The organism is Mycobacterium angelicum, assembly GCF_002086155.1.
GTDB lineage: Bacteria > Actinomycetota > Actinomycetes > Mycobacteriales > Mycobacteriaceae > Mycobacterium > Mycobacterium angelicum.
This window is the reverse complement of the sequence record NZ_MVHE01000041.1, coordinates 18,359-40,290: the sequence shown is the minus strand read 5'-3', so window position 1 is coordinate 40,290 and position 21,932 is coordinate 18,359. Positions and strand designations below refer to the sequence as shown.

The following is a 21,932-nucleotide window of genomic DNA, read 5'->3' as shown; positions in this document are numbered from 1 at the left end:
AGCGATATAATGATGGGAGTTTCATTGAGCAGGGAAATCGCTGGAAAAATTTTTTGTACTCCTAAAGAAGCAGGCGTCACTCCGCCAACGGAGGCCGAGATATCCCACGCCCGTAAACTTTTCGATGAGTTTCAGAAAAAGATGGATGCCGTACCTAAGGATCGGATTAGGGACGTCTCGCCGAAGTTTTGGGATGATACTTCAGGCACTGAATATGAACGTCCGAAAGATGGCTAGCTTTTTGCCCTGTGAAGCATACTAAGCTAGCGATGAACGAAACAGCCTTCGAAGCGGCGCGAAGACGAGCCGCCGGCGCCATTAACGAATTGGCAGAAAAAGAGCGTCTTGGCGATCTCATGATTATCGATGCAGGCATCACCGAGACGCACGAAGCACGGTATTTCCCTTACAAGGCCATCGCGTTCTTCACGCATGGAGATATTTCTGCAGCCTTGGCGGGCAATGTTTCAGTGAAGGTGTCGCTCCGCACGCGTCGCAGGCTCCACAGCAAGATTGCAACACTTCGACAACATCTCTCGATACCCGCGCGCTGACGTGTAAGGGTAGCCGGATGCCCCGCATCCGATGGCTGCAATGCGCAGCCGTCGGTAGTTCACTAGTGCTGCTATTGACAACGGCCACACCGGTTTCCGCCGATCCTTCCCCCACAGGACCGTGCGACGCTATCAGCCCGATCGCTGTCCCGTGCGTCGCGCTCGGCAAGGGCGTCGACGCGTTCGCCGCTGAATGCCGGCGCGCCGGCATAGCCGAGACGAGCTGCGTTCTTCCGCTCGCTCACCGAGTCACCCAAGCCGCACGAGACGCCTACCTACAGTCCTGGGTGCACCGTACCGCGCAGTTTCAGTATGCCCTCGGAAATCCGTTGCCGCTCAAGGACACTCAGTGGATAGGCACCCACAACTCGTTCAACAGCGTCGCCGAATCGCTCACCGTGTCGCACGTCGACTCGAACCAACAACTGACGCTGAACCAGCAACTCGACATCGACGTGCGCAGCCTCGAACTGGACCTCCACTACATAGGACGCATCGAGCGCTTCGGGACCCCTGACGTCACGGTGTGCCACGGGCTTAGCCCCGACAAAGCGAACTTCGGCTGCACCACCGAACCGCCGCTGGCCAAGGTGCTCGCCGAGATCGCGACGTGGCTCAATACCCCAGAGCACGCCGACGAAGTCGTCTTGCTTTACCTCGAGGACGAACTTAAGGACCCGTCCGCCTACACCTCGGCCGTCGCCACCTTAAACACAGCGCTCCGAAGACCAACCGGCGAAAGCCTTATCTACCAACCGAATCCAGCCCAGCGCTCCGCCAACGGCTGCGCCCCGATCCCGCTCAATACGTCCCGTGATGACGTCCGTAGATCGGGGGCACGGGTGATGCTCGTCGGCGCCTGCGCACCCGGGTGGTCGGCCGATGTATTCGACTGGGACGGCTTGGAGGCCGAGAGCGGCTCGACCCCCGGCTATCAGCCCTACCCGAGCTGCGATGCTACGTACGGCCGCGCCGTCTACGCCAGCAGGCTCGTGCGCTACTTCGAGGACTCGACGTTGATCGGCGCACTGTCCAGCCCCACCCGTCCGCCGCCCAATCCCGAGGCGATCACCCCGTCGAAGGTGACAGCGATGACCGACTGCGGTGTCAATCTGTTCGGCTTCGATCAGCTGCTGCCCGAGGACGGGCGCATCCAGGCCTCGCTGTGGAGCTGGGCGCCCGACGAGCCGCGCCCCGGCGTCGGCACCTGCACGTTGCAGCAGGCCGATGGCCGCTGGCAAGCGGCGCCGTGTGGGGACGCTCATCCCGCAGCTTGCCTGAGCGCCAGCACTTGGACGGTCACTCCGAACGTGCCGTTTGCCGCAGCCTCGTCGGCCTGCGCCGCCGTCGGCTCGAACTTCGCGGTGCCTCGCACGGGAGAACAGAACGCTCGTCTGCATTCGATTTCGGGACCCGTTGGCGGGGCCTGGGTGCGCTACCCGCTAACTAACTAACCCCGGTCGAGCAGATCCGAGGAACCCAGCACCCGCTCCACCTGAACCTCGATGACCACTCGCCGAGGATTCGCCCTCGGAGTGCGATAGCGCTGCGCGTAACGCAATTCGGCGTCGCGCACAGCGTCGATGTCCTTATTGACTGCCGACTTGCCCTCCAGCGAGAGCCACCGCGCCCCGTCCACCTGGCTCAGGACGGCGACGCCACCGCGATCGGCGTTGACGGCCTTCTGGGAGCCGCCAGTGGTTATCACCCGGGCAATGTGCGTCTTGGGATCAAAGGTGAATCCCACGGCCACCACGTGCGGCGAACCGTCGGCGCGCAGCGTGGTAAGCATGGCTAAATGGCGTTCGGAGAGGAACGCCAACGCGTCGTCAGTGAGCCGCGTAGTGGTATTCGCCATCAACGTCCACGCTAGCGCAGGTCATAATCGCAGCCGTGGACGACACGGGCGCAGGTCCGGTAGTAATTTTCGGCGGTCGCAGCGAGATCGGCATCGAACTCGCGCGGCGGCTGGCTCCCGGTGCAACAGTGGTACTGGCCGCCCGCAACCACGGCCGCCTCCAGGAGCAGGTCGCCACCATCCATACCGCCGGCGCAAGCAGCGTCGACACCAGAGAGTTCGACGCCGACGACCTGCCCTCACACGGCCCGCTGATCGAGTCGATCGTGGCCGAGCACGGCCCCATCGGCACCGCCGTATTGGCGTTCGGGATCCTCGGCGACCAGGCCCGCGCGGAAACCGACGCAGCGCACGCGGTCGCCATCGTCCATACCGACTACGTCGCCCAGGTCAGCCTGCTCACCCACCTGGCCGCCGCCATGCGGACCGCCCAACGGGGATCACTGGTCGTGTTCTCGTCGGTGGCCGGAGTGCGGGTGCGCCGCGCCAACTACGTCTACGGGTCGGCCAAAGCCGGCCTCGACGGCTTCGCCAACGGACTGGCCGACGCGCTGCACGGCACCGGCGTGAAACTCCTCATCGCCCGGCCCGGATTCGTCATCGGACGCATGACGCAAGGCATGACACCCGCACCGCTGTCCAGCACGCCCGAGCAGGTGGCCGCGGCCACCGCGCGTGCGCTGGCCAAGGGACGCCGTAGCGTCTGGATCCCATGGGCGCTGCGGCCCATGCTTTTCACGCTGAAGTTGCTGCCGCAGTTAGTGTGGCGCAGGATGCCGCGATGATCCGCGCCGGCGACGATGCAGTGGGGGCACCTCCCGCTTGCGGGGGACGAAGCGATGAGGTGGGGGCACCACCCGCTCGCGGGGGAGAGGGACGCTAATGATCATCGTCGTCGGAATCGGCGCCGACGGAATGCCCGGGATCTCGGAATCCGCACGTTCCGAGTTACGCAGCGCCACAGCCATTTACGGCTCCAAAAGACAGCTCGACCTGCTCGACGAGACGGTAACCGCCGCACGCAGCGAGTGGCCATCGCCCATGCTGCCCGCGTTACAAGGACTCGATTCAGATGACCACGACATCCACATCGTGGCCAGCGGCGACCCGCTGACTCACGGCATCGGCGGCACCCTGATCCGGCTATTCGGCCCCACGAAAGTCAAAGTGCTGCCACACGTCTCATCAGTGACGCTCGCCTGCGCACGCATGGGCTGGAACGTCCACCAAACCGAAATCATCAGCCTGGTCACCGCCCCTCCGCACACCGCGGTGCGCCGTGGCGGCCAGGCGATCGTACTGTCAACCGACCGCACCACGCCCAAGGCGCTGGCGGTGCTGCTCAACACTTACGGGCGTGGTGATTCCGAATTCAGCGTGCTCGAGCAACTCGGCGGCCCAGCCGAACACAGACGAGACGGCACCGCCCGGCAGTGGGCCGACGACCCACCAACCGACGTCGACGATCTGAACGTCATCGCCGTCCGCTACCTGCCCGACGAGCGTGTGAGTTCGCTACCCGACGACGCATTCGTTCACGACGGCCAGATGACCAAACAGGGGATCCGCGCGGTCACCCTGGCTGCGCTGGCACCCCGACCGGGAGAGCGGCTCTGGGACGTCGGTGCGGGCTCGGGCAGCATCGCCGTCGAGTGGTGCCGAAGCGGGCCGGGTTGCACCGCCGTGGCCTTCGAGCGCGACGAACGACGCCGCCTCAACATCAACGCCAACGCCGCGGCTTCTGGTGTGAATATCGACATGCGTGGCGAAGCGCCCGGCCAATTCGACGGCGCGGCAACACCTGACGTCATCTTCATCGGCGGCGGGCTGACCCAGCCCGGTCTGCTGGGTGCCTGCCTCGAGCACCTGCCCACCGGAGGGCGCCTGGTTGCCAACGCGGTCACTGTGGAATCGGAAGCTGTACTGGCACACGCATATTCACGGCATCAGGGCGATCTGCAGCGCTTCCAGCACTATCGAGGCGAACCGCTCGGCGGCTTTGCCGGCTGGCGCCCGCAGCTGCCGGTCACGCAGTGGACGGTGACCAAGCGATGACGGTGTATTTCATCGGTGCGGGGCCTGGCGCCGCCGACCTGATCACCGTGCGTGGTCAACGGCTTCTCGAACGATGCCCGGTCTGCCTGTATGCGGGTTCGATCATGCCCAAAGATCTACTGGCGCACTGCCCTCCCGATGCCCAGGTGATCGACACCGGTCCCTTGACGCTCGAGCAAATCATCAGCGTAATCGCCGACGCTGACGCCGCCGGCCACGACGTTGCCCGCCTGCATTCGGGCGACCCGTCGCTGTACAGCGCGTTGGCCGAGCAGTGCCGCCGGCTCGATGCGCTGGGCGTCGACTATGAAATCGTGCCGGGTGTACCGGCTTTCGCCGCGGCCGCAGCGGCGCTCAAACGTGAGCTCACCGTTCCCGGAGTGGCCCAGACGGTCACGCTGACTCGGATAGCCACGCTATCCACGCCCATGCCACCCGGCGAAGACCTCAACACCCTCGCCCAATGCGGCGCAACCCTGGTTCTGCACTTGGCCGCAGCCCAGATCGACGCGATTGTTCCGCAACTGCTTGCCGGGGGGTATCGAGCCGAAACCCCCGCGGCGGTAGTGGCTTTCGCGAGCTGGCCACAGCAAACGGTACTGCGCGGTTGCCTCGCTGATATAGCCGCCAAGATGCACGATGCCAAGATAACCAAGACGGCGGTCATCATCGCGGGCGAAGTGCTTGCCGCCGAGGGCTTTACCGACAGCTACCTCTATTCGGCGGCACGGCGGGAGTCGCATTGACCAGAGTATTAGTGCTCGGCGGCACCGCCGAAGCGCGCGCATTGGCCGAAGCCTTACACCCGCGTATCGACATCATCAGCTCGCTGGCCGGCCGGGTTCCCGGGCCGGCATTACCGGTGGGCCCGGTACGAATCGGCGGATTCGGCGGCGTCGACGGACTACGGCAATGGCTGACAGCAGAAAACATCGACGCCGTTGTCGACGCCACCCACCCATTTGCGGCGACCATGACCGCCCACGCCGCGAAGGTGTGCGCTGAACTACGGTTGCCCCACCTCGTGCTGGCCCGGCCGCCCTGGGATCCCGGCGAAGCCACCGTCGTGGCCTCCGATACCGAGGCTGCGGAAACTGTCAAACAGCAAGGCTATTCGCGAGTTTTCCTCACCACCGGCCGATCGGGGGTCAAGGCCTTCGCCGACAGCGACGCGTGGTTGTTGATCCGCGCGGTCACCGCGCCCGATGCCGCCGTACTGCCGCGTCGTCATCAGATACTGCTGTCCCGCGGGCCGTATCGCTACGACGACGAACTCGCGATCCTGAGAGAACACCGCATTGACGCCTTGGTTACCAAGAACAGCGGCGGCGACATGACCCGCGCCAAGCTGAACGCCGCTGGCGCACTGCACATTCCGATCCTGATGGTGGCCCGCCCTCCGCTGCCGTCGGGCATCACGACGGTTGGCGCCGTACAAGAAGCGGCCGATTGGGTTGTCGCGCATGGTTAGCCGCTTCAGACGACGTGAGCTGCTGCTCGCCGCAGCGCTATTGGCGCCCCTGGCGGGGTGTACGGGCCGCACCACTCACGACCACCCCGTGTCGACCACGACGCGCCCCGACCTGACCAGTCGCTTCATGGAACTCGAAATGAAGTACACCGCCCGGCTGGGTGTGTTCGTCGCGGCAACCGACCCAAGTGCCGAGATCGCCTATCGCGCTGGCGAACGCTTCGCATTCTGCTCCACTTTCAAGGCGCCGCTGGTGGGAGCCGTGCTGCACCAATACCCGCTGACGCACCTGGACAAGGTGATCACCTACACCAGCGACGACATTCGGTCGATCTCGCCAGTTACCCAACAACACGTCCAGACCGGCATGACGATTCGGGAACTGTGTGACGCGGCGATCCGCTACAGCGACGGCACCGCTGCCAATCTGTTGCTGGCCGAGATCGGCGGCACCGCGGCCTTCACCGGATACCTGCGTGAGCTGGGCGACAATGTGAGCCGCCTGGACCAGCTGGAACCCGAATTGAACCGCGACGCACCGGACGATCCGCGCGACACCACGACTCCGCACGCAATCGCCCTTGTCTTCCAGCAACTCATTCTGGGCGACGCGTTGCCTGCCGACAAGAAGACGATGCTCACCGATTGGTTGGCGCGCAGTACAACCGGAGCCAAACGCATCCGGGCCGGCTTTCCCGCCGAGTGGAAAGTGGTGGACAAGACGGGAACTGGCGACTACGGGCGCGCCAACGACGTTGCTGTCATGTGGTCGCCCAGCGGCGCGGCCCACGTGGTGGCCATCTATTCCGACCGCGCCGGCCAAGGCTATGACGCCGAACCCAGCGACGCGGTTATCGCCGAAGCCGCGGCGGCGGTGGCAAATGCGCTCGGCGGCTAGCCGGGGTAGCGGCGGGGAGTGAACACCTGGTCGCCGAAATCTGTTGTATTCCATTGCGTTTGAGAAGACCCGATAATCAGCAGGCAGCGCATGTCGACGTCGGCCGGATTCAGATCGGCCAACCGGACCACCTGGACGCTCTCGTCGGGCCCGGAAACATTGCGGCCGATCACCACCGGCGTGCCTGGGTCCCGATGTGCGAGCAGCAGATCCCGCATCGCGCCCACTTGCCAGGTCCGCGTCTTGGACGCCGGGTTGTAGATCGCCAGCACCAGGTCGGCGGCGGCGGCGGCGTCAATGCGCGCCGCGATGACGTCCCACGGTTTGAGCCGATCGGATAGCGAGATCACCGCATAGTCGTGCCCCAGCGGAGCGCCGACTCGGCTGGCGACAGCCTGGGCTGCCGTCATCGCCGGAATCACCCGGACCCGTACCCCCGGCCACTGCTTGGCTTCCTCCAAAACCGCTGTCGCCATGGCGAATACCCCCGGGTCACCCGACGACACCACGGCCACCGACCGGCCCTGCTCGGCCAGCGAGCACGCCAGACGCGCCCGGGCGGGTTCGTCGGTGTTGTCGCTGGGATGGCGCCGTTGCCCGTCGCAAACCGGGACGCAGTCCAGGTAGCCGTGATAGCCGATCAGGTCTGTGGCGCAAGCCAATTCACGCCGGCTCTGCGGCGTCATCCAGTCCACGTCGCCCGGTCCCAGCCCGACCACCGCGACGCTGCCGGAAACCGGTTCACGCCGTCGCCCGCCCGGCAGCATCGCCAGTGAGAAGTACGGGACGCTGGATTCGTCCACCTCGGCGGCGGGCAACACACGCTGTCCCGGGGTGCTGGCCCGCTCCACGTAGAACGCGTCGTCGAGTTGGCCAGAGGCCGAAAGTGCTTCGCGGACATTGTGATAGGACCGGCCGAGCTTGAGGATGACGGCGGCGTCGGTGTCGGCGAGCCGGCGGGTCAATTCCGCGACCGGCAAAGTTCCCGGCAGTACCGACAGCACCTCGTCACCGGCTACCAAGGGCGTCGCGATCGCCGCCGACGCAGCGCTCACCGACGTCACACCCGGCACGATGACAGCGTTGAACCGCTGCGTCAGGCGGGTGTGCAAATGCATGTAGGAGCTGTAGAACAGCGGATCGCCCTCGGCGAGCAGCGCGACATTGCGGCCGGCGTCCAGGTGCACGGCGATCCGCTCGGTGGCTTCGGCGTAAAAGTCTTCCAGCGCACCGGCGTATCCGCCGGGATGGTCGGTCGTTTCGGTGGTTACCGGGTAGACCAGGTGTTCCTCGATCTGGCCTTGCCGCAGATACGGTTCGGCAATACCGCGAGCGATGCTGCGGCCGTGGCGGGCACTGTGGTAGGCCACCACGTCGGCCTCGCCGATCACCCGGGCGGCCTTTACCGTCACCAACTCTGGATCACCTGGCCCCAGGCCGACTCCCCACAAAGTGCCGCGACTCATGCCGTGCTCATTCGAGGGGGCTCGCAATCGCATTGACGGCGGCCGCGGCCATGGCGCTGCCGCCGCGGCGGCCCTGCACCACCAGATACGACATGCCGCGCGGCCGGTCGATGAGCTCCTGCTTGGATTGCGCCGAGCCGACGAACCCGACCGGTCCGCCCAGTACCGCAGCCGGCACGGCGGCGCCCTCGTCGATCAGTTCGAGCAGTCGGAAAAGGGCGGTGGGCGCGTTGCCGATGGCCACCACGGCTCCGCCCAGCCGTTCGGCCCACAGCTCCACACCGGCCGCCGACCGGGTGGTCTGCCGACGGGCGGCCAAATCGGGCGCGCGCGGATCGGCGACCAGCGACACGACCTCGTTGGCCGCGGGCATGCGCGCCAGGGTGATTCCGGCGGCCACCATCGACGAATCACACAACACCGGAGCGCCGGCCGCTAACGCGGCGCCGGCGTGGGCGACGATGTCGTCGGTATAGGCGACGTGTTCGGCGACATCTATCTGACCGCAGGTGTGGATCAGCCGCACCACGACACGGGCGACGTCGGCGGGGAAGCGGTCGAGCTCAGCTTCGGCGCGAATCGTCGCGAACGACTGTCGGTAGATCTCCGCGGCGTCGCGGATGTAGTCGAGCACTCGCCCACCCTAAGCGTTGGTGCTTCGAAGCAGTCGATATCCGCCTGCGGTGGCGACGAGCACGTCACCGGCCAGCGGGCTGCCACAAGCCCGTTCGCACCCGACGAAGTGGCGGTGCACGGCCGCGCCGGCCTGGCCGGCTGCCTCGGCCGCGTCGGCGCGCACATCGGCGGCCGAGTGCGCGCAGCCGGGGCTGCCGGTGCATGCGCTGACGGACAGCGAAGGTGCGTTCTCGTCGAACACCAAGCCCAACGGGGCGAGCACGCGAAGCGCGGTGTCGGCCGTAGCCTCGTCGAGATCGCAGACCAATACCGACCGCCAGGGGGTGATCACCAGCGGCGCCTCGATCGCGGCCAGAAACTCGGCGACGCGCGCGGGCAGGACCCCCAGCGGCACCCCGGCGCCCAGGGCGACGCGGCCGTCATCCTGCGCTATCCAACCGACGGGCCCCTTGGTAACGCAGGGAAAGCCAGCGCCAAGCTCGACACCGGGAACCAGCCCGCCCAGGTCCGCTAATTCCTTTACCCGCCAAGCATTTCCGCGGATCTCAACAAACCGGCGCGCGATGCTCAACAACATCGCGGTCACGTCCTCAACCCGGACGCCGGTGTCCCATCCAGCCAGCAGCAGGGCTACACCGTCGTCCAGAACGTGCACACCCACGTCGGCGCCCAGCCCGGATACGTCGCCGCGGCCGTCGTCGAGACCGAACCAGAACCGCCCGCCCAGACCGGCCAGCTCCGGTGTCGCTTGAATCGCCTTGTCGAGTTCATCGACCCAGGCCCGCACGTCCGCTCGTCCGCCGGCTCGGCCCGAGAGCGGCGACGCGACGATGTTGCGGACTCGCTCGTGCGTTGCCGACGGCAGCAGTCCGGCGCCTGCGATCGCCTCGGCGACCGCGGCAACGTCGATGATGCCGCGCAGCTGCACGTTGCCGCGAGCGGTCAGCTCGAGGGTCCCCGAGCCGTAGCGGCTCGACGCACCGGCCAGCACGGCCAGTTGGGCGGCGGTGATCATTCCCCCCGGCAGTCTGATCCGCGCCAGCGCACCGTCGGCGGCCTGGTGAACCTGCAGCGCGCCTGGGCAGGCGTCGGTGTCGCGAGTCCTGGCCACCCGTCCACGGTACGGCCTCGCGGCCAAAGTGCTATCGCCCGCGATATCGCATTCCTGAGTTGGGTGGTGCCCTCCAGGCCGGTGCTCTTGTGACTGATGTGGTTTGAAACCATGTCGTCCGGGCACCCGGGGTCCTGTGCAAACGGTCGAGTACGCCCCCGGACGGCGGGCCGACGTCCTCGGCGATCCCGCGCAACTCACCATCCTGCTTTGGCATGGCATGCAGAGCGATGCGCGCGCGGCCGTCGGCCCGCTGGCCGGCCTGCTCGCCGGCCATGGGGCCGCGGTGGTGGCGCCCGATTGGAACTCACACGCCGACGACGGCGGGCGCGCGGATCTGTTGCGATCCGTCGAGTTCATCCGGGAACGCGGTGGCGACCGCATCGTTCTCGTGGGATGGTCCTTGGGCGGCGCCGCCGCGGCTGCCCTCACCATCAATGCCGAGCGCTTCGAAGTTGTTGTCGCACATACTGTTTGCCTGGCCGGTGCCTTTGTCGCGCGAGATCCGATCTTTGGCGGGTACGTTGCCGAGGAGCTGTCGCCCGGCCGAGTCGGTTCGCCGTTCACTCTGCTGCACGGACTCGCCGACGACGTCGTGCCGGTGACCGTCAGCAGAGACTTCGCCGCCGCTCTGCAACGGATTCAGTGGCCGGTGAGCCTGGTGGAGTTGGCCGCCGACCACGGCACGATCGCCGGCGCCGAGTATGACGCGGCCGCCGATCGCTACGTGCCGGGGACGGGAAAAGAAGCACAACGCGTCGCGGGCGAGGTCGCCGCGAGAATTGTCGCGGTGCTCGGCCGCTGAGGTGGTGGCCACTTGCGGTTCCAACACGCTGCGGTACGAATGACGGGTGGCTGAGCCGACCATTCTGCTGTTGTCGACCTCCGATACCGACTTGATCAGCGCCCGATCCAGCGGGAAGAACTATCGGTGGGCCAACCCGTCGCGACTCTCCGACCTCGAGCTGGCCGACTTGCTGGTCGACGCCGCGATCGTGGTGGTTCGGATGCTGGGTGGCTACCGCGCCTGGGAGAGCGGCATCGACACCGTGCTGGCCACCGGCCTGCCGACCGTGCTGGTCAGCGGTGAGCAAGCGGCCGACGCCGAACTGACCGACCTGTCGACCGTCGCCGCCGGCATCGCCGTACAGGCCCACGTCTACCTCGCCCACGGCGGCGTGGATAACCTGCGTCAGCTGCACGCCTTCCTGTCCGACACCGTGCTAATGACCGGACTCGGTTTCACACCGCCGGTAGTCACCCCGACGTGGGGGGTGCTGGATCGCCCGACGGCCGATCGCACCGGCCCTACCATCGCGGTGCTCTACTACCGGGCGCAGCAGCTCGCCGGCAACACCGCCTATGTCGAGGCGCTCTGCAGCGCCATCGAAGATGCCGGCGGGCGCCCGCTGCCGATCTACACCGCCTCGCTGCGTACCGCCGAAGCCGAGTTGCTGGACAAGCTAGCCGAGGCCGACGCCATGGTGGTCACCGTATTGGCCGCCGGGGGAGTGAAGCCGGCCACCGCGTCGGCCGGCGGCGACGACGACAGCTGGAATGTGGAACACCTTGCCGCACTGGATATCCCGATTCTGCAAGGCCTGTGCCTCACCAGCCCGCGTGACCAGTGGTGCGACAACGACGACGGCCTGTCCCCGCTGGACGTGGCGAGCCAAGTGGCGGTGCCCGAGTTCGACGGCCGGATCATCACAGTCCCCTTCTCGTTCAAAGAGATTGACGACGACGGGCTCATCGCTTATGTGGCAGATCCGGAGCGATGTGCGCGGGTGGCTGGTCTGGCCGTGCGGCACGCACAACTTCGCCATGTCCCACCAGGCGACAAACGGGTCGCTCTGGTGTTCTCGGCGTATCCGACCAGGCACGCCCGCATCGGCAACGCGGTCGGACTGGACACGCCGGCCAGCGCGGTCGCGCTCCTAAGGGCAATGCGTGAGCACGGATACCAGGTGGGCGACATACCAGGTGTTGACTCCAATGACGGCGACGCCCTAATCCATGCATTGATCGAACGCGGCGGGCAAGACGCGGACTGGCTCACCGAAGCCCAGTTGACCGGCAACCCGATCCGAGTGTCCGCCAAGGACTATCGCGACTGGTTTGCCACCCTGCCCGCCGAACTGGCCGAGGCCGTCACAGCGCACTGGGGGCCGCCACCCGGACAGCTGTTCGTCGACCGCAGCAACGACCCCGACGGCGAAATCGTCATCGCCGCACTGCAAGCCGGCAACCTTGTGCTGATGGTGCAGCCACCGCGTGGCTTCGGCGAGAACCCGGTTGCGATCTATCACGATCCGGACCTGCCGCCCAGTCACCACTATCTGGCCGCCTATCGTTGGCTCGACGCGGGCTTCTCATCCGGTTTCCAAGCCCACGCGGTGGTGCATTTGGGTAAGCACGGCAACCTGGAGTGGCTGCCGGGCAAGACACTGGGCATGTCGGCGGCCTGCGGTCCCGACGCCGCGCTGGGCAACCTGCCCTTGATCTACCCGTTTCTGGTCAACGACCCCGGCGAAGGCACCCAGGCCAAGAGACGAGCACACGCGATACTCGTCGATCACCTGATTCCGCCGATGGCGCGCGCCGAAACCTACGGCGACATAGCCCGATTGGAACAGCTACTCGACGAGCACGCCAACGTCGCCGCGCTGGACCCCAGCAAGCTGCCCGCCATCCGCCAGCAGATCTGGACACTCATCCGGGCCGCCAAGATGGACCACGACCTCGGGCTGACCGAGCGGCCCGAAGAGGACTCGTTCGATGACATGCTGCTGCACGTCGACGGCTGGCTGTGTGAAATCAAAGACGTACAGATCCGCGACGGCCTGCACATCCTCGGCCAAAAGCCCACGGGCGAACAAGAACTCGACCTGGTGCTGGCAATCCTGCGGGCCCGCCAGCTCTTCGCCGGCGAGCACGCATTACCCGGACTGCGCCAGGCCCTCGGCCTGGCCGAAGACGGCACCGACGAGCGCACCTCGGTGGACCAGGTGGAAGCCGTCGCACGTGGGCTGGTCGGCGAGCTGCAGGTAACCGACTGGGACCCGGCCGCAATCGACGGGATCACCGGCAACCCCGAGGTGGCAGCGGTGCTGCGGTTCGCGGCGACCGAGGTGGTGCCGAGACTGGCCGGCACGGCAGCCGAAATCGACCAGGTATTAAGGGCGCTCGACGGTCACTTCATTCCGGCCGGCCCGTCCGGTTCGCCGCTGCGGGGACTGGTCAACGTGTTGCCCACCGGCCGCAATTTCTACTCCGTCGACCCCAAAGCGGTACCTTCGCGGCTCGCCTGGGAAGCCGGTGTGGCACTGGCCGACTCACTGTTGACCCGCTACCGCGATGACCACGGGCAGTGGCCGCAGTCGGTTGGTCTGTCGGTGTGGGGGACTTCGGCAATGCGTACCTCCGGTGACGACATCGCCGAAGTTCTTGCGCTGCTGGGTGTTCGGCCGGTCTGGGACGACGCGTCACGGCGTGTCGTCGATCTCGCGCCTATTCCGCTGGCCGAACTTGGCCGGCCGCGCATCGACGTGACGGTGCGGATCTCCGGCTTCTTCCGCGACGCCTTCCCGCATGTCGTGACCATGCTCGACGATGCGGTGCGGCTGGTCGCCGATCTCGACGAGCCCCCGGGCGACAACTATGTGCGTGCGCACACCCAAGCAGACCTGGCCCAGCACGGCGACCAACGACGGTCCACCACAAGAATTTTCGGATCCAAGCCGGGTACCTACGGCGCCGGGCTACTGCAGCTGATCGACAGCCGCAACTGGCGCGACGACGCCGATCTGGCGCAGGTGTATACGGCCTGGGGTGGATTCGCCTACGGGCGTGGACTGGACGGTCGGCCCGCCACCGACGATATGAACCGCCAGTATCGTCGAATCGCGGTGGCCGCCAAGAACACCGACACCCGCGAGCACGACATTGCCGACTCCGACGACTACTTCCAGTATCACGGCGGCATGGTGGCCACGGTGCGCGCACTCACCGGCCAAGCCCCGGCTGCCTACATCGGCGACAACACCAGACCCGACGCCATCCGCACCCGCACGCTCTCGGAAGAGACCACCCGGGTATTTCGGGCCCGGGTCGTCAATCCACGCTGGATGGCCGCGATGCGACGGCACGGCTACAAGGGTGCTTTCGAGATGGCGGCCACCGTCGACTATCTGTTCGGTTACGACGCCACCGCCGGTGTGATGGCCGACTGGATGTACGAACAGCTCACCGAGCGGTACGTGATGGATCCGGAGAATCGCAAGTTCATGACGGAGTCCAATCCGTGGGCTCTGCACGGCATGGCCGAACGTCTGCTGGAGGCGGCCGGGCGGGGCATGTGGGCCGACCCGCAACCCGACATCCTGGACGGGCTGCGCCAGGTACTGCTGGAAACCGAGGGCGATTTGGAGGGCTGAGCCGGGTAGGTTAGGCACCGTGACACCGACCTTCGCCGACCTTGCCAAGGCGCAATACATCCTGCTGACTACCTTCACCAAAGACGGTCGCCCCAAGCCGGTCCCTATCTGGGCCGCCGCCAACGGCGATCGCCTACTCGTCATCACCGAGGCAAAATCCTGGAAGGTCAAGCGGATCCGCAACACTCCAAGGGTGACGATGGCCATCTGCGACTTTCGCGGTCGCCCGAAGAGCGAGGCCGTCGAAGGTATCGCCACCATCCTGGACGAATCCCAAACCGCAGCGGTTTACGCCGCGATCGGCAAGCGGTACGGGATCTTGGGCAAGGTCTTCAATTTGTTCAGCAAGCTGCGCGGCGGTATGGACAGGAACGTCGGGCTGGAGCTGAAAGTGGCGCAAGGCTAACGGCAAATGGGCACTGTCTTGATCCCGATCCCGGATCGCGACTTCGACCCCACCGAGGTGGCCGTCAACTGGCGAGTGCTGGCCGACGCCGGACACCAAGTCATCCTTGCCACCGAGAGTGGCACGCCCGGCGTCGCCGGCGACATCATGGTTGCTAACCGCTCGCAGCATTGACCCCGCAACGGGCCATTCGGTGCTCTACGGACGCCGCGGATTTCTGCGACGTCCAACGCGGCACGCCTTACGCGCGGCTGAAGTCGTCGGGAATGGTGCGCGACACCGCAACGGATTCGCGGCCGCCGTTCGTTGTCGACAACGCCACCTATCTGTCCGTGCGCTGGCCCGGGGACACGCGTTTGCTACTGCCGTGTCGCAGAAAATCAAGGGGCGCAGCGGGTTTCAGGGTCAGGTGGCAGCACCGTAGCGCTGCCACCATGAGTACAGGTCGTTCATGCTGGGCCCGCCGTTGACGGTGGCCAGCAGCAACTGAGATTCGCGGGTCCACGCCACATCCGACTGGTCCTCGACGCTGCCACAGGCGATTCTGCCGCCAGGTTGGCTCAGGTGCGGCCCGTAGTTCCACGTTCCCGGCGACGCATTGCCGCCCGGGCACGGCGCCAGCGCCATGCCGCCGATAGTGGTGGCGAAGTCGGCGTTGAGCGAGTCCAACTTGTCGTACAGCGTGAAGCGCGCGTAGTCCGGAGTCTCGGAGTTCGCGTCGTCGGTGCAGTCCAGGCTGGCGATCGCATTGGGAAACGGGTTGGTGGCCCGGGTGCAGGAGCCGGCCGCATAGCCCGGCGGAAGCAGGCCGACCACTTCTTCTTCTGCAGCGGTGAACGGTTCTGCGGCGGCCTTCGGCTGGCCGGCACCGAAGTCAACGCCAACGCCTGCTGCTACCACCAACGCGACAAAGCCGGCGCAGGCCCCGATCCTTAATGCACCCATCTCACTGCTCCTTTGACTGCAAGTGTTCACCGAAGAACGCGAAGACCCGGCGCCACGCGTCTTCAGTCGCCGCCTCGTCATAGCCGAAACCGGTGATGCGGATCAGTGGCTGGGCGGGCAGCTTGTTGGCGAAGCTGTGCCCTGCGCCGGGGTAAGCCTTGATGTCGGCAGTGATGTTATTGGCCGTGGTGATCTTGCGCAGCCGATCGGCGGCGCCCCGGCCCAACGGATCGCGGGCACCGAAGCTCGCCACGATCGGACAGGCCCCATCCAGCGCCTCAGTGAGGTGGCGGGGCAGTGGCGTGCCGTAGAACGGGGCGGAGGCGCCGAAACCCTTGGGCGACAGAATGAGTGCGAATTGACCGCCCATACAGAAGCCGGCGATCCCCACCTGCCCGGAGCACTGCGGCATACCCAACAGGTGATCGCGGGCGGCCAACACGTCATCGAGGGCGCGGCCGCGCTGCGTCAACAGCTCGCGCATCACTCTGGTGATGCAGCGCGCGCGACCGCCGCGGGCGTACATGTTCGGGGTGAGCGCCACATATCCCGCCTGGGCGATGCGCCGGGAAATCGACTGGTTGTCCGGTGCATACCCGACGGCGTCGTGGACGACGACGACGCCCGGCCACGGACCTTCCCCCGCAGGCATGCCCAACAGGGCATCGATCGGTCCGGCGGGAGTGTCGATTTCTATCGTCGTCATAGCGACATCTAACTGCAGCCGTGTTGCGATCGTTCGCGGAACTCCACTGTGGCCCGCACACGTTGGCCTCACATGGTAGGACGGCTGCTTCTCATTTATGCCGTCGTCGAGCTCATGGCGGTCATTGGGCTGGCGGCGGCGATCGGCTTCGGCTGGACGGTGCTTGTGCTGCTCGCCGCCTTCATCCTGGGGCTGGTCGTGTGGGCTCCGATGGGTGGGTGGCAGCTCAGCCGCAAGTTCGTGCAGTTGCGATCCGGTCTGACGGATCCGCGCAGCGCGCTCGGCGACGGCGCTCTGGTCACCGTGGCAACGGGTCTGGTCACGATTCCCGGTCTGGTCACCACGGCTATTGGCCTGTTGCTGCTGATACCGCCCGTGCGGGCGGTCGTCCGACCAGGGCTGGCGGCCATCGCGGGCCGCGGCTTTCAGCAGCGCATACCGCTGGTCACCGACGTACCGGCCGGCGCGCAGCGCCGGGACTACATCGACGGCGAGGTCATCGACGTGATCGACGTCGAACCACCCGTCTTGCCGTATGGGCGCTAACCTGCCCTGTGATGCCCACCAAACTGTTGGTGAACGGTCGGGTCCATAGCCCAACTCACCCGGACGCCACCGCCATGGCGGTGCGCGGTGCGTCGATCGCGTGGCTGGGCAGCGACGATGTCGGCCGCAAGCAGTTTCCGGACGCCCAAGTGCAGGATCTCGACGGTGGATTCGTGGCGCCGGGCTTCGTGGACAGTCACATCCACCTCAGCGCCACCGGGCTGACCCTGACCGGCCTGGATCTGCGGCCCGCGACCTCGCGTGCGCACTGCCTGCAGTTGCTCGCCGACTATGCGGCGGCGCACCCCGGGCAGCCGGTGTGGGGCCATGGCTGGGATGAGTCGGCGTGGCCCGAGAACGCCCCGCCCAGCACCACCGACCTGGACCAGGTGCTCGGCGACCGGCCCGCTTACCTGGCCCGCGTCGACGTGCATTCCGCGCTGACCACGACGAGCCTGCGGCGCCGGGTGCCCGAACTGCCGGTGAGCGAGCATCCGGTGACCGAGGGCGAGCATCACCTGATCCGGGCGGCCGCACGAGACTTGCTGACCGCCGCTCAGCTCGCCGAAGCCCGGGTGGCCGCGCTGGACGCGCTGGCCGCGGCCGGAGTCGTCGCGGTGCAGGAATGCGCCGGCCCGCAAATCGGTGGGCTGGACGACTGGCTGCAGCTGCGCGCACTCGAGCACGGCGTCGAGGTGATCGGCTACTGGGGTGAGCCGGTGAGCACTGCCGAGCAAGCGCGCGCGCTGATGGCCGAAACCGGAGCCCGCGGGCTGGCCGGTGACCTGTTCGTCGACGGCGCGCTGGGGTCGCGCACCGCCTGGCTGCACGATCCATACGCCGACGCACCCGACTGCCTGGGCACCTGCCATATCGACATTGAGACGGTCGCCGCCCACCTGCGTGCGTGCACCGAGGCGGCGGTGACAGCCGGTTTCCACGCCATCGGAGACGCCGCCGTCTCGGCGGTGGTTGACGCGCTGGAACGCGTCGTGGCAGACCTCGGGGTGGTCGCCGTCGCGCGCTGCGGGCACCGGCTGGAGCATCTGGAAATGGTGACCGCCGAACAGGCGGCGAAGCTGGGGGCGTGGGGTGTGATCGCCAGCGTGCAGCCCAATTTCGACGCGCTGTGGGGCGGCGCCGACGGCATGTACGCCCGGCGCCTCGGTGCGAAGCGAGCTTGCCGGCTCAACCCGCTTGCGCTGTTAGCATCCCAAGGCGTGCCCCTAGCCCTTGGCTCCGACGCCCCGGTAACCGGCTTCGATCCGTGGACGAGCGTGCGTGCGGCCGTCAATCACCACACTCCGGGCAGCGGGGTATCCGCGCGCGCCGCGTTCGCTGCGGCGACCCGCGGCGGCTGGCGGGCCGCCGGCGTACGCGACGGCGACGTCGGGACACTGGTCCCGGGCGCGCCGGCCTCCTATGCCGTGTGGGACGCCGGGACCCTCGATGTCAGCGCGCCGCGCGACGCCGTCCAGCGCTGGTCAACCGACCCGCGATCGCGCGTGCCCGCGTTGCCGCGGCTCGGCCCGTCCGACGACTTGCCGCGTTGTCGTCAGACCGTGCATCGGGGTGTGGTCATCCATGGCTAAGCGCTGGCCCGGCCGAAAGGCCACCGAGCAAATCGTCGAGGATTTGCCGGAGGAATCACCAGAAGATTTGCCGGAAGCCGCGGAACGTGCGGAATCCGAACCGGCCGTGGCGGCGGAGGAACCTGGCCTGGCAAGCCGCGTCGGCGTTGCCACACGCCGGGTGACGCTCGCCGCCGGCGCCGGCATAGCGGCAAGACTTCCTGCCGTGCGGACGGCGATAGTGCCGCGGGTGCCGCGACTGCTTGTCAGCGGCGTGGCCGGGTTTCTGCTGTACACCAGTTTCCCGCCCAGGAACTGGTGGTGGGCGGCCGTCGTGGCCATCGCCCTGCTGTCGTGGGTGTTGACCCACCGCTCCACCACGCCGGTGGGAGGGCTGGGCTACGGCTTCCTGTTCGGCCTGTTCTTATATGTGCCGCTGTTGCCGTGGATCAGCATCTTGGTCGGCGCCACGCCCTGGTTGGTGCTGGCGACGGCGTCCGCGCTGTTTCCCGGGCTTTTCGGGCTGCTCGCCGTGGTGGTTCGCCGGCTGCCGGGTTGGCCGATCTGGTTCGCGGTGCTGTGGGGCGCACAGGAGTGGTTCAAGTCCGTCTTCCCGTTCGGCGGCTTCCCCTGGGGGTCGGTCGCCTTCGGTCAGGTCGAGGGGCCGCTGCTGCCGTTGGTCCAGTTGGGCGGAGTTCCGCTGCTGTCCACCGCGATCGTCCTGGTGGGAAGCAGCCTGACGGCTATCGCGCTGGAAATCGAGAAGTGGTGGCGCTCCGGAGGTCTGTCGCGCGGCCCGCAAACCAGTCAAACCGGTCGAACCAGTCAAACCAGCACCGACAGCCCACCCGGTCCAGAGGCGCCCCACGCCGGTCCGCCACCGCCGGCTGTGGTCCTGCCCGGTGTCTGCATCACCCTGGTTTTGTTGGCGGCCATCGTCGTCTGGCCGCAGGTCCGGCACGCAGGCGCGGGATCCGGCGGCGAACCCACCGTCACCGTCGCGATCGTGCAGGGCAACGTGCCGCGGCTGGGCCTGGACTTCAACGCCCAGCGTCGAGCCGTATTGGACAACCACGTCCGCGAGACCGTGCAACTGGCCGAAGACGTGCGTTCCGGGCTGGCCCCCCAACCCCAATTCGTCATCTGGCCCGAGGACGCGTCGGATATCGATCCGCTGCTCAACCAAGACGCCGCCCAGCAGATCTCGGAGGCGGCGGAGGCGATCGGGGCACCGATCCTGGTCGGCACCATCCTCGACGTCCCGGGCCGCGCTCCGGAAATCACCAACACGGTGATCGTCTGGAACCCGGTGACGGGCCCGGCCGACCGGCACGACAAGGAAATCGTGCAGCCCTTCGGCGAGTACCTGCCCATGCCGTGGCTGTTTCGGCATCTTTCCGGGTACGCCAACCGGGCCGGACATATCGTGCCGCGGCAAGGCACCGGCGTCGTGCGCATCGCCGGCGTGCCGGTGGGGGTGGCCACCTGCTGGGAAGTGATCTTCGACCGCGCGCTTCGAAAGTCGGTTCTCAACGGGGCACAGCTATTGACCGTGCCCAGCAACAACGCGACCTTCAACCAGACGATGAGTGAGCAGCAGCTGGCCTTCGCCAAGGTTCGAGCCGTGGAACACGACCGATATGTCCTGGTTGCCGGCACCACCGGCATCAGCTCGGTGATCGCGCCGGACGGCGGCGAGCTGACTCGCACCGACTTCTTCGTACCCGCCTACCTGGACGCCCAGGTGCGCCTCAAGACGAGGATCACTCCGGCCACGCGGTGGGCCCCGCTGCTGCAGTGGATCCTTGTCGGGGCGGCTGGAGCGGTCATTCTGGCCGCGATACGGCACAATGGGTGGTTCCCGCGTCCGACGCGTCGGCGGTCCAGGCCTGCGGGGGGATCCGAGGAGTCGGACGCGCCCCCGGCTGAATCTGCGGACGCGGGTCCGGCGCATCGGAACCACTCCGACGGCGACCAGGAGACCGCCAAAGGCACGCCGCCCAGCGAGGGCGGCCCCACCGCTTTCGGGCAACATGAAGGAGCTACATGACCACCGGCCAGTCTGCGCCCCAGGTCGGGGGCAATCGGCCCAGCCAGCGCGTGCTGGTGATCATTCCCACCTTCAATGAACGGGAGAACCTGCCGCTGATCCACCGGCGGGTGAAGGACGCCTGCCCCGACGTGCACGTCCTCATCGTCGACGACAACAGCCCCGACGGGACCGGACAACTGGCCGATGAGCTGGCTCAGGCCGACGCGGGCCGTACCCATGTGCTGCACCGCACCGTCAAGAACGGCCTGGGCGCGGCGTATCTGGAGGGCTTCGGCTGGGGACTGAGCCGGGATTACTCAGTACTGGTCGAGATGGACGCCGACGGCAGCCACGCGCCCGAACAGCTGTATCGCCTGCTGGAAGCCGTCGACGCCGGAGCAGATCTGGCGATCGGGTCGCGCTATGTCTACGGCGGCACAGTGCGCAACTGGCCCTGGCGGCGTCTGGCGTTGTCCAAGACGGCCAACACCTATTCCCGGCTGGCGCTGGGTGTCGGTGTCCATGACATCACCGCCGGCTATCGCGCTTACCGTCGCGAAGTGCTCGAGGCGATTGATCTCGACGGCGTGGACTCCAAGGGTTACTGCTTCCAGATCGAAATGACCTGGCGCACCGTGAACGCCGGATTCATCGTCGTCGAGGTGCCGATCACCTTCACCGAGCGAGAGATCGGCGTCTCGAAGATGAGTGGCTCCAATATTCGCGAGGCGCTGGTGAAGGTCACCCGCTGGGGTATGGAAGGCAGGCTCGACAAAGCTCGGGCCACCCGCGCTCACAACCGCAGTTGAGCGGCGGCGCTCGCAACAGCAGTCAGCCGGCCGGGCTCAGCCGCGGCGGCGCGACCTGATGAGTTCTAGACGCTCCTTGAGCAACTCTTCGAGTTCTTCGACCGAGCGGCGTTCCAGCAGCATGTCCCAGTGCGTCCGCGGCGGCTTGACCTTCTTGGGCTCGGGCAGGTCGCCCTCGATGAGGGTGCCCTCCATGCCGTTGCGGCAAAGCCAGGTGCCGGGGATCTCCGCGTCGTCGGCGAACGGAACCTCGAACTCCTCGCCGTTTTCGGTGCGGTACCGAGCGATCTGACGCGGCGCGAGATCGTGGTTGCGGTCGGTTTCGTAGCTCACGGCTCCGAGCCGGCTGCCTCTCAGGACGCGATCAGCCATTCCCGCTACTCCTCTGGATCCGTGAGCTCCTAGGCTCCTGTGATGATTGTCTCCGCTTGG

Annotated in this window: 21 protein-coding genes and 2 pseudogenes; 16 read left to right on the top strand and 7 right to left on the bottom strand. The window is 66.8% G+C overall.

Going from position 1 to position 21,932, the window contains the following annotated elements; genetic code table 11:
- Positions 1 to 24 precede the first annotated feature (24 nt).
- The 3 genes from BST12_RS20090 to BST12_RS20085 are packed head-to-tail and all read left to right on the top strand — an operon-like array spanning position 25 to position 2,008.
- Positions 25 to 237, top strand: a complete 213-nt coding sequence (locus tag BST12_RS20090; protein ID WP_083114892.1) for a hypothetical protein — start codon at positions 25 to 27, stop codon at positions 235 to 237.
- Between the two features lie 32 nt (positions 238 to 269).
- A complete protein-coding gene (locus BST12_RS31045; RefSeq protein ID WP_139801795.1) occupies positions 270 to 554 on the top strand; it encodes a hypothetical protein in 285 nt (94 codons plus the stop codon).
- Between the two features lie 17 nt (positions 555 to 571).
- Positions 572 to 2,008: a phosphoinositide-specific phospholipase C-related protein gene (locus BST12_RS20085; protein ID WP_083114888.1), complete on the top strand. Its 1,437-nt coding sequence runs from the start codon at positions 572 to 574 to the stop codon at positions 2,006 to 2,008.
- On the opposite strand, the gene BST12_RS20080 is transcribed toward BST12_RS20085, so the two are convergent.
- Complete coding sequence (locus BST12_RS20080) at positions 2,005 to 2,412, bottom strand: F420-dependent biliverdin reductase (RefSeq protein ID WP_083114887.1); 408 nt, start codon at positions 2,410 to 2,412, stop codon at positions 2,005 to 2,007. The genes BST12_RS20085 and BST12_RS20080 overlap by 4 nt on opposite strands.
- A 35-nt stretch (positions 2,413 to 2,447) precedes the next feature.
- On the opposite strand from BST12_RS20080, the gene dprE2 reads away from it, so the two are divergent.
- The 6 genes and pseudogenes from dprE2 to bla all read left to right on the top strand — a co-directional run bounded on the left by dprE2 (position 2,448) and on the right by bla (position 6,836).
- Complete coding sequence (dprE2, locus tag BST12_RS20075) at positions 2,448 to 3,197, top strand: decaprenylphospho-beta-D-erythro-pentofuranosid-2-ulose 2-reductase (protein WP_083114886.1); 750 nt, start codon at positions 2,448 to 2,450, stop codon at positions 3,195 to 3,197.
- Positions 3,194 to 3,268, top strand: a pseudogene (locus tag BST12_RS34940) (hypothetical protein); the annotation flags it as partial. The gene dprE2 and the pseudogene BST12_RS34940, both read left to right, overlap by 4 nt.
- Before the next feature lie 26 nt (positions 3,269 to 3,294).
- Positions 3,295 to 4,467, top strand: a complete 1,173-nt coding sequence (gene cbiE / locus BST12_RS20070) for a precorrin-6y C5,15-methyltransferase (decarboxylating) subunit CbiE (protein ID WP_083114885.1) — start codon at positions 3,295 to 3,297, stop codon at positions 4,465 to 4,467.
- Positions 4,464 to 5,213 carry a precorrin-4 C(11)-methyltransferase gene (cobM, locus tag BST12_RS20065; protein ID WP_083114891.1) on the top strand — a complete coding sequence of 250 codons (750 nt, stop codon included), beginning with the start codon at positions 4,464 to 4,466 and terminating at the stop codon, positions 5,211 to 5,213. The genes cbiE and cobM overlap by 4 nt, the downstream gene beginning before the upstream one ends.
- On the top strand, positions 5,210 to 5,938 hold the full coding sequence (locus BST12_RS20060) for a cobalt-precorrin-6A reductase (RefSeq protein WP_083114884.1): 729 nt from the start codon (positions 5,210 to 5,212) through the stop codon (positions 5,936 to 5,938). The genes cobM and BST12_RS20060 overlap by 4 nt, the downstream gene beginning before the upstream one ends.
- Positions 5,931 to 6,836 carry a class A beta-lactamase gene (gene bla, locus BST12_RS20055; protein WP_083114883.1) on the top strand — a complete coding sequence of 302 codons (906 nt, stop codon included), beginning with the start codon at positions 5,931 to 5,933 and terminating at the stop codon, positions 6,834 to 6,836. Before BST12_RS20060 ends, bla begins: the two co-directional genes overlap by 8 nt.
- Here bla and BST12_RS20050 read toward each other — a convergent pair.
- The 3 genes from BST12_RS20050 to cobG are packed head-to-tail and all read right to left on the bottom strand — an operon-like array spanning position 6,833 to position 10,049.
- Positions 6,833 to 8,302 (bottom strand): precorrin-2 C(20)-methyltransferase, encoded by a 1,470-nt coding sequence (locus BST12_RS20050; RefSeq protein WP_083114882.1) that lies wholly within the window; start codon positions 8,300 to 8,302, stop codon positions 6,833 to 6,835. The two genes, bla and BST12_RS20050, sit on opposite strands and share 4 nt — an antisense overlap.
- Positions 8,303 to 8,309: 7 nt before the next feature.
- Complete coding sequence (locus tag BST12_RS20045; RefSeq protein ID WP_083114881.1) at positions 8,310 to 8,936, bottom strand: precorrin-8X methylmutase; 627 nt, start codon at positions 8,934 to 8,936, stop codon at positions 8,310 to 8,312.
- Between the two features lie 9 nt (positions 8,937 to 8,945).
- Complete coding sequence (gene cobG, locus BST12_RS20040) at positions 8,946 to 10,049, bottom strand: precorrin-3B synthase (protein WP_083114880.1); 1,104 nt, start codon at positions 10,047 to 10,049, stop codon at positions 8,946 to 8,948.
- Between the two features lie 136 nt (positions 10,050 to 10,185).
- Between cobG and BST12_RS20035 the strand changes: the two genes are divergently transcribed.
- The 4 genes from BST12_RS20035 to BST12_RS33545 are packed head-to-tail and all read left to right on the top strand — an operon-like array spanning position 10,186 to position 15,065.
- Positions 10,186 to 10,854, top strand: a complete 669-nt coding sequence (locus BST12_RS20035) for an alpha/beta hydrolase family protein (protein ID WP_083114879.1) — start codon at positions 10,186 to 10,188, stop codon at positions 10,852 to 10,854.
- Between the two features lie 46 nt (positions 10,855 to 10,900).
- The gene (gene cobN / locus BST12_RS20030) at positions 10,901 to 14,485 is read left to right on the top strand and encodes a cobaltochelatase subunit CobN (RefSeq protein WP_083114878.1); all 3,585 of its coding nucleotides are present in this window, start codon (positions 10,901 to 10,903) and stop codon (positions 14,483 to 14,485) included.
- A gap of 19 nt (positions 14,486 to 14,504) precedes the next feature.
- The gene (locus BST12_RS20025) at positions 14,505 to 14,891 is read left to right on the top strand and encodes a PPOX class F420-dependent oxidoreductase (protein WP_083114877.1); all 387 of its coding nucleotides are present in this window, start codon (positions 14,505 to 14,507) and stop codon (positions 14,889 to 14,891) included.
- A gap of 6 nt (positions 14,892 to 14,897) precedes the next feature.
- Positions 14,898 to 15,065, top strand: coding sequence for a type 1 glutamine amidotransferase domain-containing protein (locus tag BST12_RS33545; protein ID WP_245850450.1), 168 nt, complete (start codon positions 14,898 to 14,900; stop codon positions 15,063 to 15,065).
- A gap of 231 nt (positions 15,066 to 15,296) precedes the next feature.
- Here BST12_RS33545 and BST12_RS20015 read toward each other — a convergent pair whose 3' ends face one another.
- Positions 15,297 to 15,836, bottom strand: a complete 540-nt coding sequence (locus tag BST12_RS20015; RefSeq protein WP_083114876.1) for a hypothetical protein — start codon at positions 15,834 to 15,836, stop codon at positions 15,297 to 15,299.
- Position 15,837: 1 nt separating this feature from the next.
- Positions 15,838 to 16,542, bottom strand: a complete 705-nt coding sequence (locus tag BST12_RS20010; RefSeq protein ID WP_083114875.1) for a dienelactone hydrolase family protein — start codon at positions 16,540 to 16,542, stop codon at positions 15,838 to 15,840.
- A gap of 72 nt (positions 16,543 to 16,614) precedes the next feature.
- Here BST12_RS20010 and BST12_RS20005 point away from each other — a divergent pair, with 72 nt between their 5' ends.
- The 3 genes and pseudogenes from BST12_RS20005 (at position 16,615) to lnt (ending at position 21,559) form a co-directional block, all read left to right on the top strand.
- Positions 16,615 to 17,088 carry an FxsA family protein gene (locus tag BST12_RS20005; RefSeq protein ID WP_083114874.1) on the top strand — a complete coding sequence of 158 codons (474 nt, stop codon included), beginning with the start codon at positions 16,615 to 16,617 and terminating at the stop codon, positions 17,086 to 17,088.
- An 11-nt stretch (positions 17,089 to 17,099) separates the two neighbouring features.
- Positions 17,100 to 18,680 (top strand): amidohydrolase, encoded by a 1,581-nt coding sequence (locus tag BST12_RS20000; RefSeq protein ID WP_083114873.1) that lies wholly within the window; start codon positions 17,100 to 17,102, stop codon positions 18,678 to 18,680.
- Positions 18,673 to 21,559: pseudogene (gene lnt, locus BST12_RS19995) on the top strand (apolipoprotein N-acyltransferase). The gene BST12_RS20000 and the pseudogene lnt overlap by 8 nt, the downstream one beginning before the upstream one ends.
- Here lnt and rbpA read toward each other — a convergent pair.
- Complete coding sequence (gene rbpA / locus BST12_RS19985; protein WP_083114870.1) at positions 21,537 to 21,872, bottom strand: RNA polymerase-binding protein RbpA; 336 nt, start codon at positions 21,870 to 21,872, stop codon at positions 21,537 to 21,539. The pseudogene lnt and the gene rbpA overlap by 23 nt on opposite strands.
- Between the last annotated feature and the right edge of the window lie 60 nt (positions 21,873 to 21,932).

What these genes read in the sequence shown, in the direction of transcription:
- BST12_RS31045 (WP_139801795.1), top strand. Translation starts at nt 270, where the DNA reads ATGAACGAAACAGCCTTCGAAGCGGCGCGAAGACGAGCCGCCGGCGCC.
- BST12_RS20085 (WP_083114888.1), top strand. Translation starts at nt 572, where the DNA reads ATGCCCCGCATCCGATGGCTGCAATGCGCAGCCGTCGGTAGTTCACTA.
- BST12_RS20080 (WP_083114887.1), bottom strand. Translation starts at nt 2,412, where the DNA reads ATGGCGAATACCACTACGCGGCTCACTGACGACGCGTTGGCGTTCCTC.
- cbiE (WP_083114885.1), top strand. Translation starts at nt 3,295, where the DNA reads ATGATCATCGTCGTCGGAATCGGCGCCGACGGAATGCCCGGGATCTCG.
- cobM (WP_083114891.1), top strand. Translation starts at nt 4,464, where the DNA reads ATGACGGTGTATTTCATCGGTGCGGGGCCTGGCGCCGCCGACCTGATC.
- bla (WP_083114883.1), top strand. Translation starts at nt 5,931, where the DNA reads ATGGTTAGCCGCTTCAGACGACGTGAGCTGCTGCTCGCCGCAGCGCTA.
- BST12_RS20050 (WP_083114882.1), bottom strand. Translation starts at nt 8,302, where the DNA reads ATGAGTCGCGGCACTTTGTGGGGAGTCGGCCTGGGGCCAGGTGATCCA.
- BST12_RS33545 (WP_245850450.1), top strand. Translation starts at nt 14,898, where the DNA reads ATGGGCACTGTCTTGATCCCGATCCCGGATCGCGACTTCGACCCCACC.
- BST12_RS20015 (WP_083114876.1), bottom strand. Translation starts at nt 15,836, where the DNA reads ATGGGTGCATTAAGGATCGGGGCCTGCGCCGGCTTTGTCGCGTTGGTG.
- BST12_RS20010 (WP_083114875.1), bottom strand. Translation starts at nt 16,542, where the DNA reads ATGACGACGATAGAAATCGACACTCCCGCCGGACCGATCGATGCCCTG.
- BST12_RS20005 (WP_083114874.1), top strand. Translation starts at nt 16,615, where the DNA reads ATGGTAGGACGGCTGCTTCTCATTTATGCCGTCGTCGAGCTCATGGCG.
- BST12_RS20000 (WP_083114873.1), top strand. Translation starts at nt 17,100, where the DNA reads ATGCCCACCAAACTGTTGGTGAACGGTCGGGTCCATAGCCCAACTCAC.
- rbpA (WP_083114870.1), bottom strand. Translation starts at nt 21,872, where the DNA reads ATGGCTGATCGCGTCCTGAGAGGCAGCCGGCTCGGAGCCGTGAGCTAC.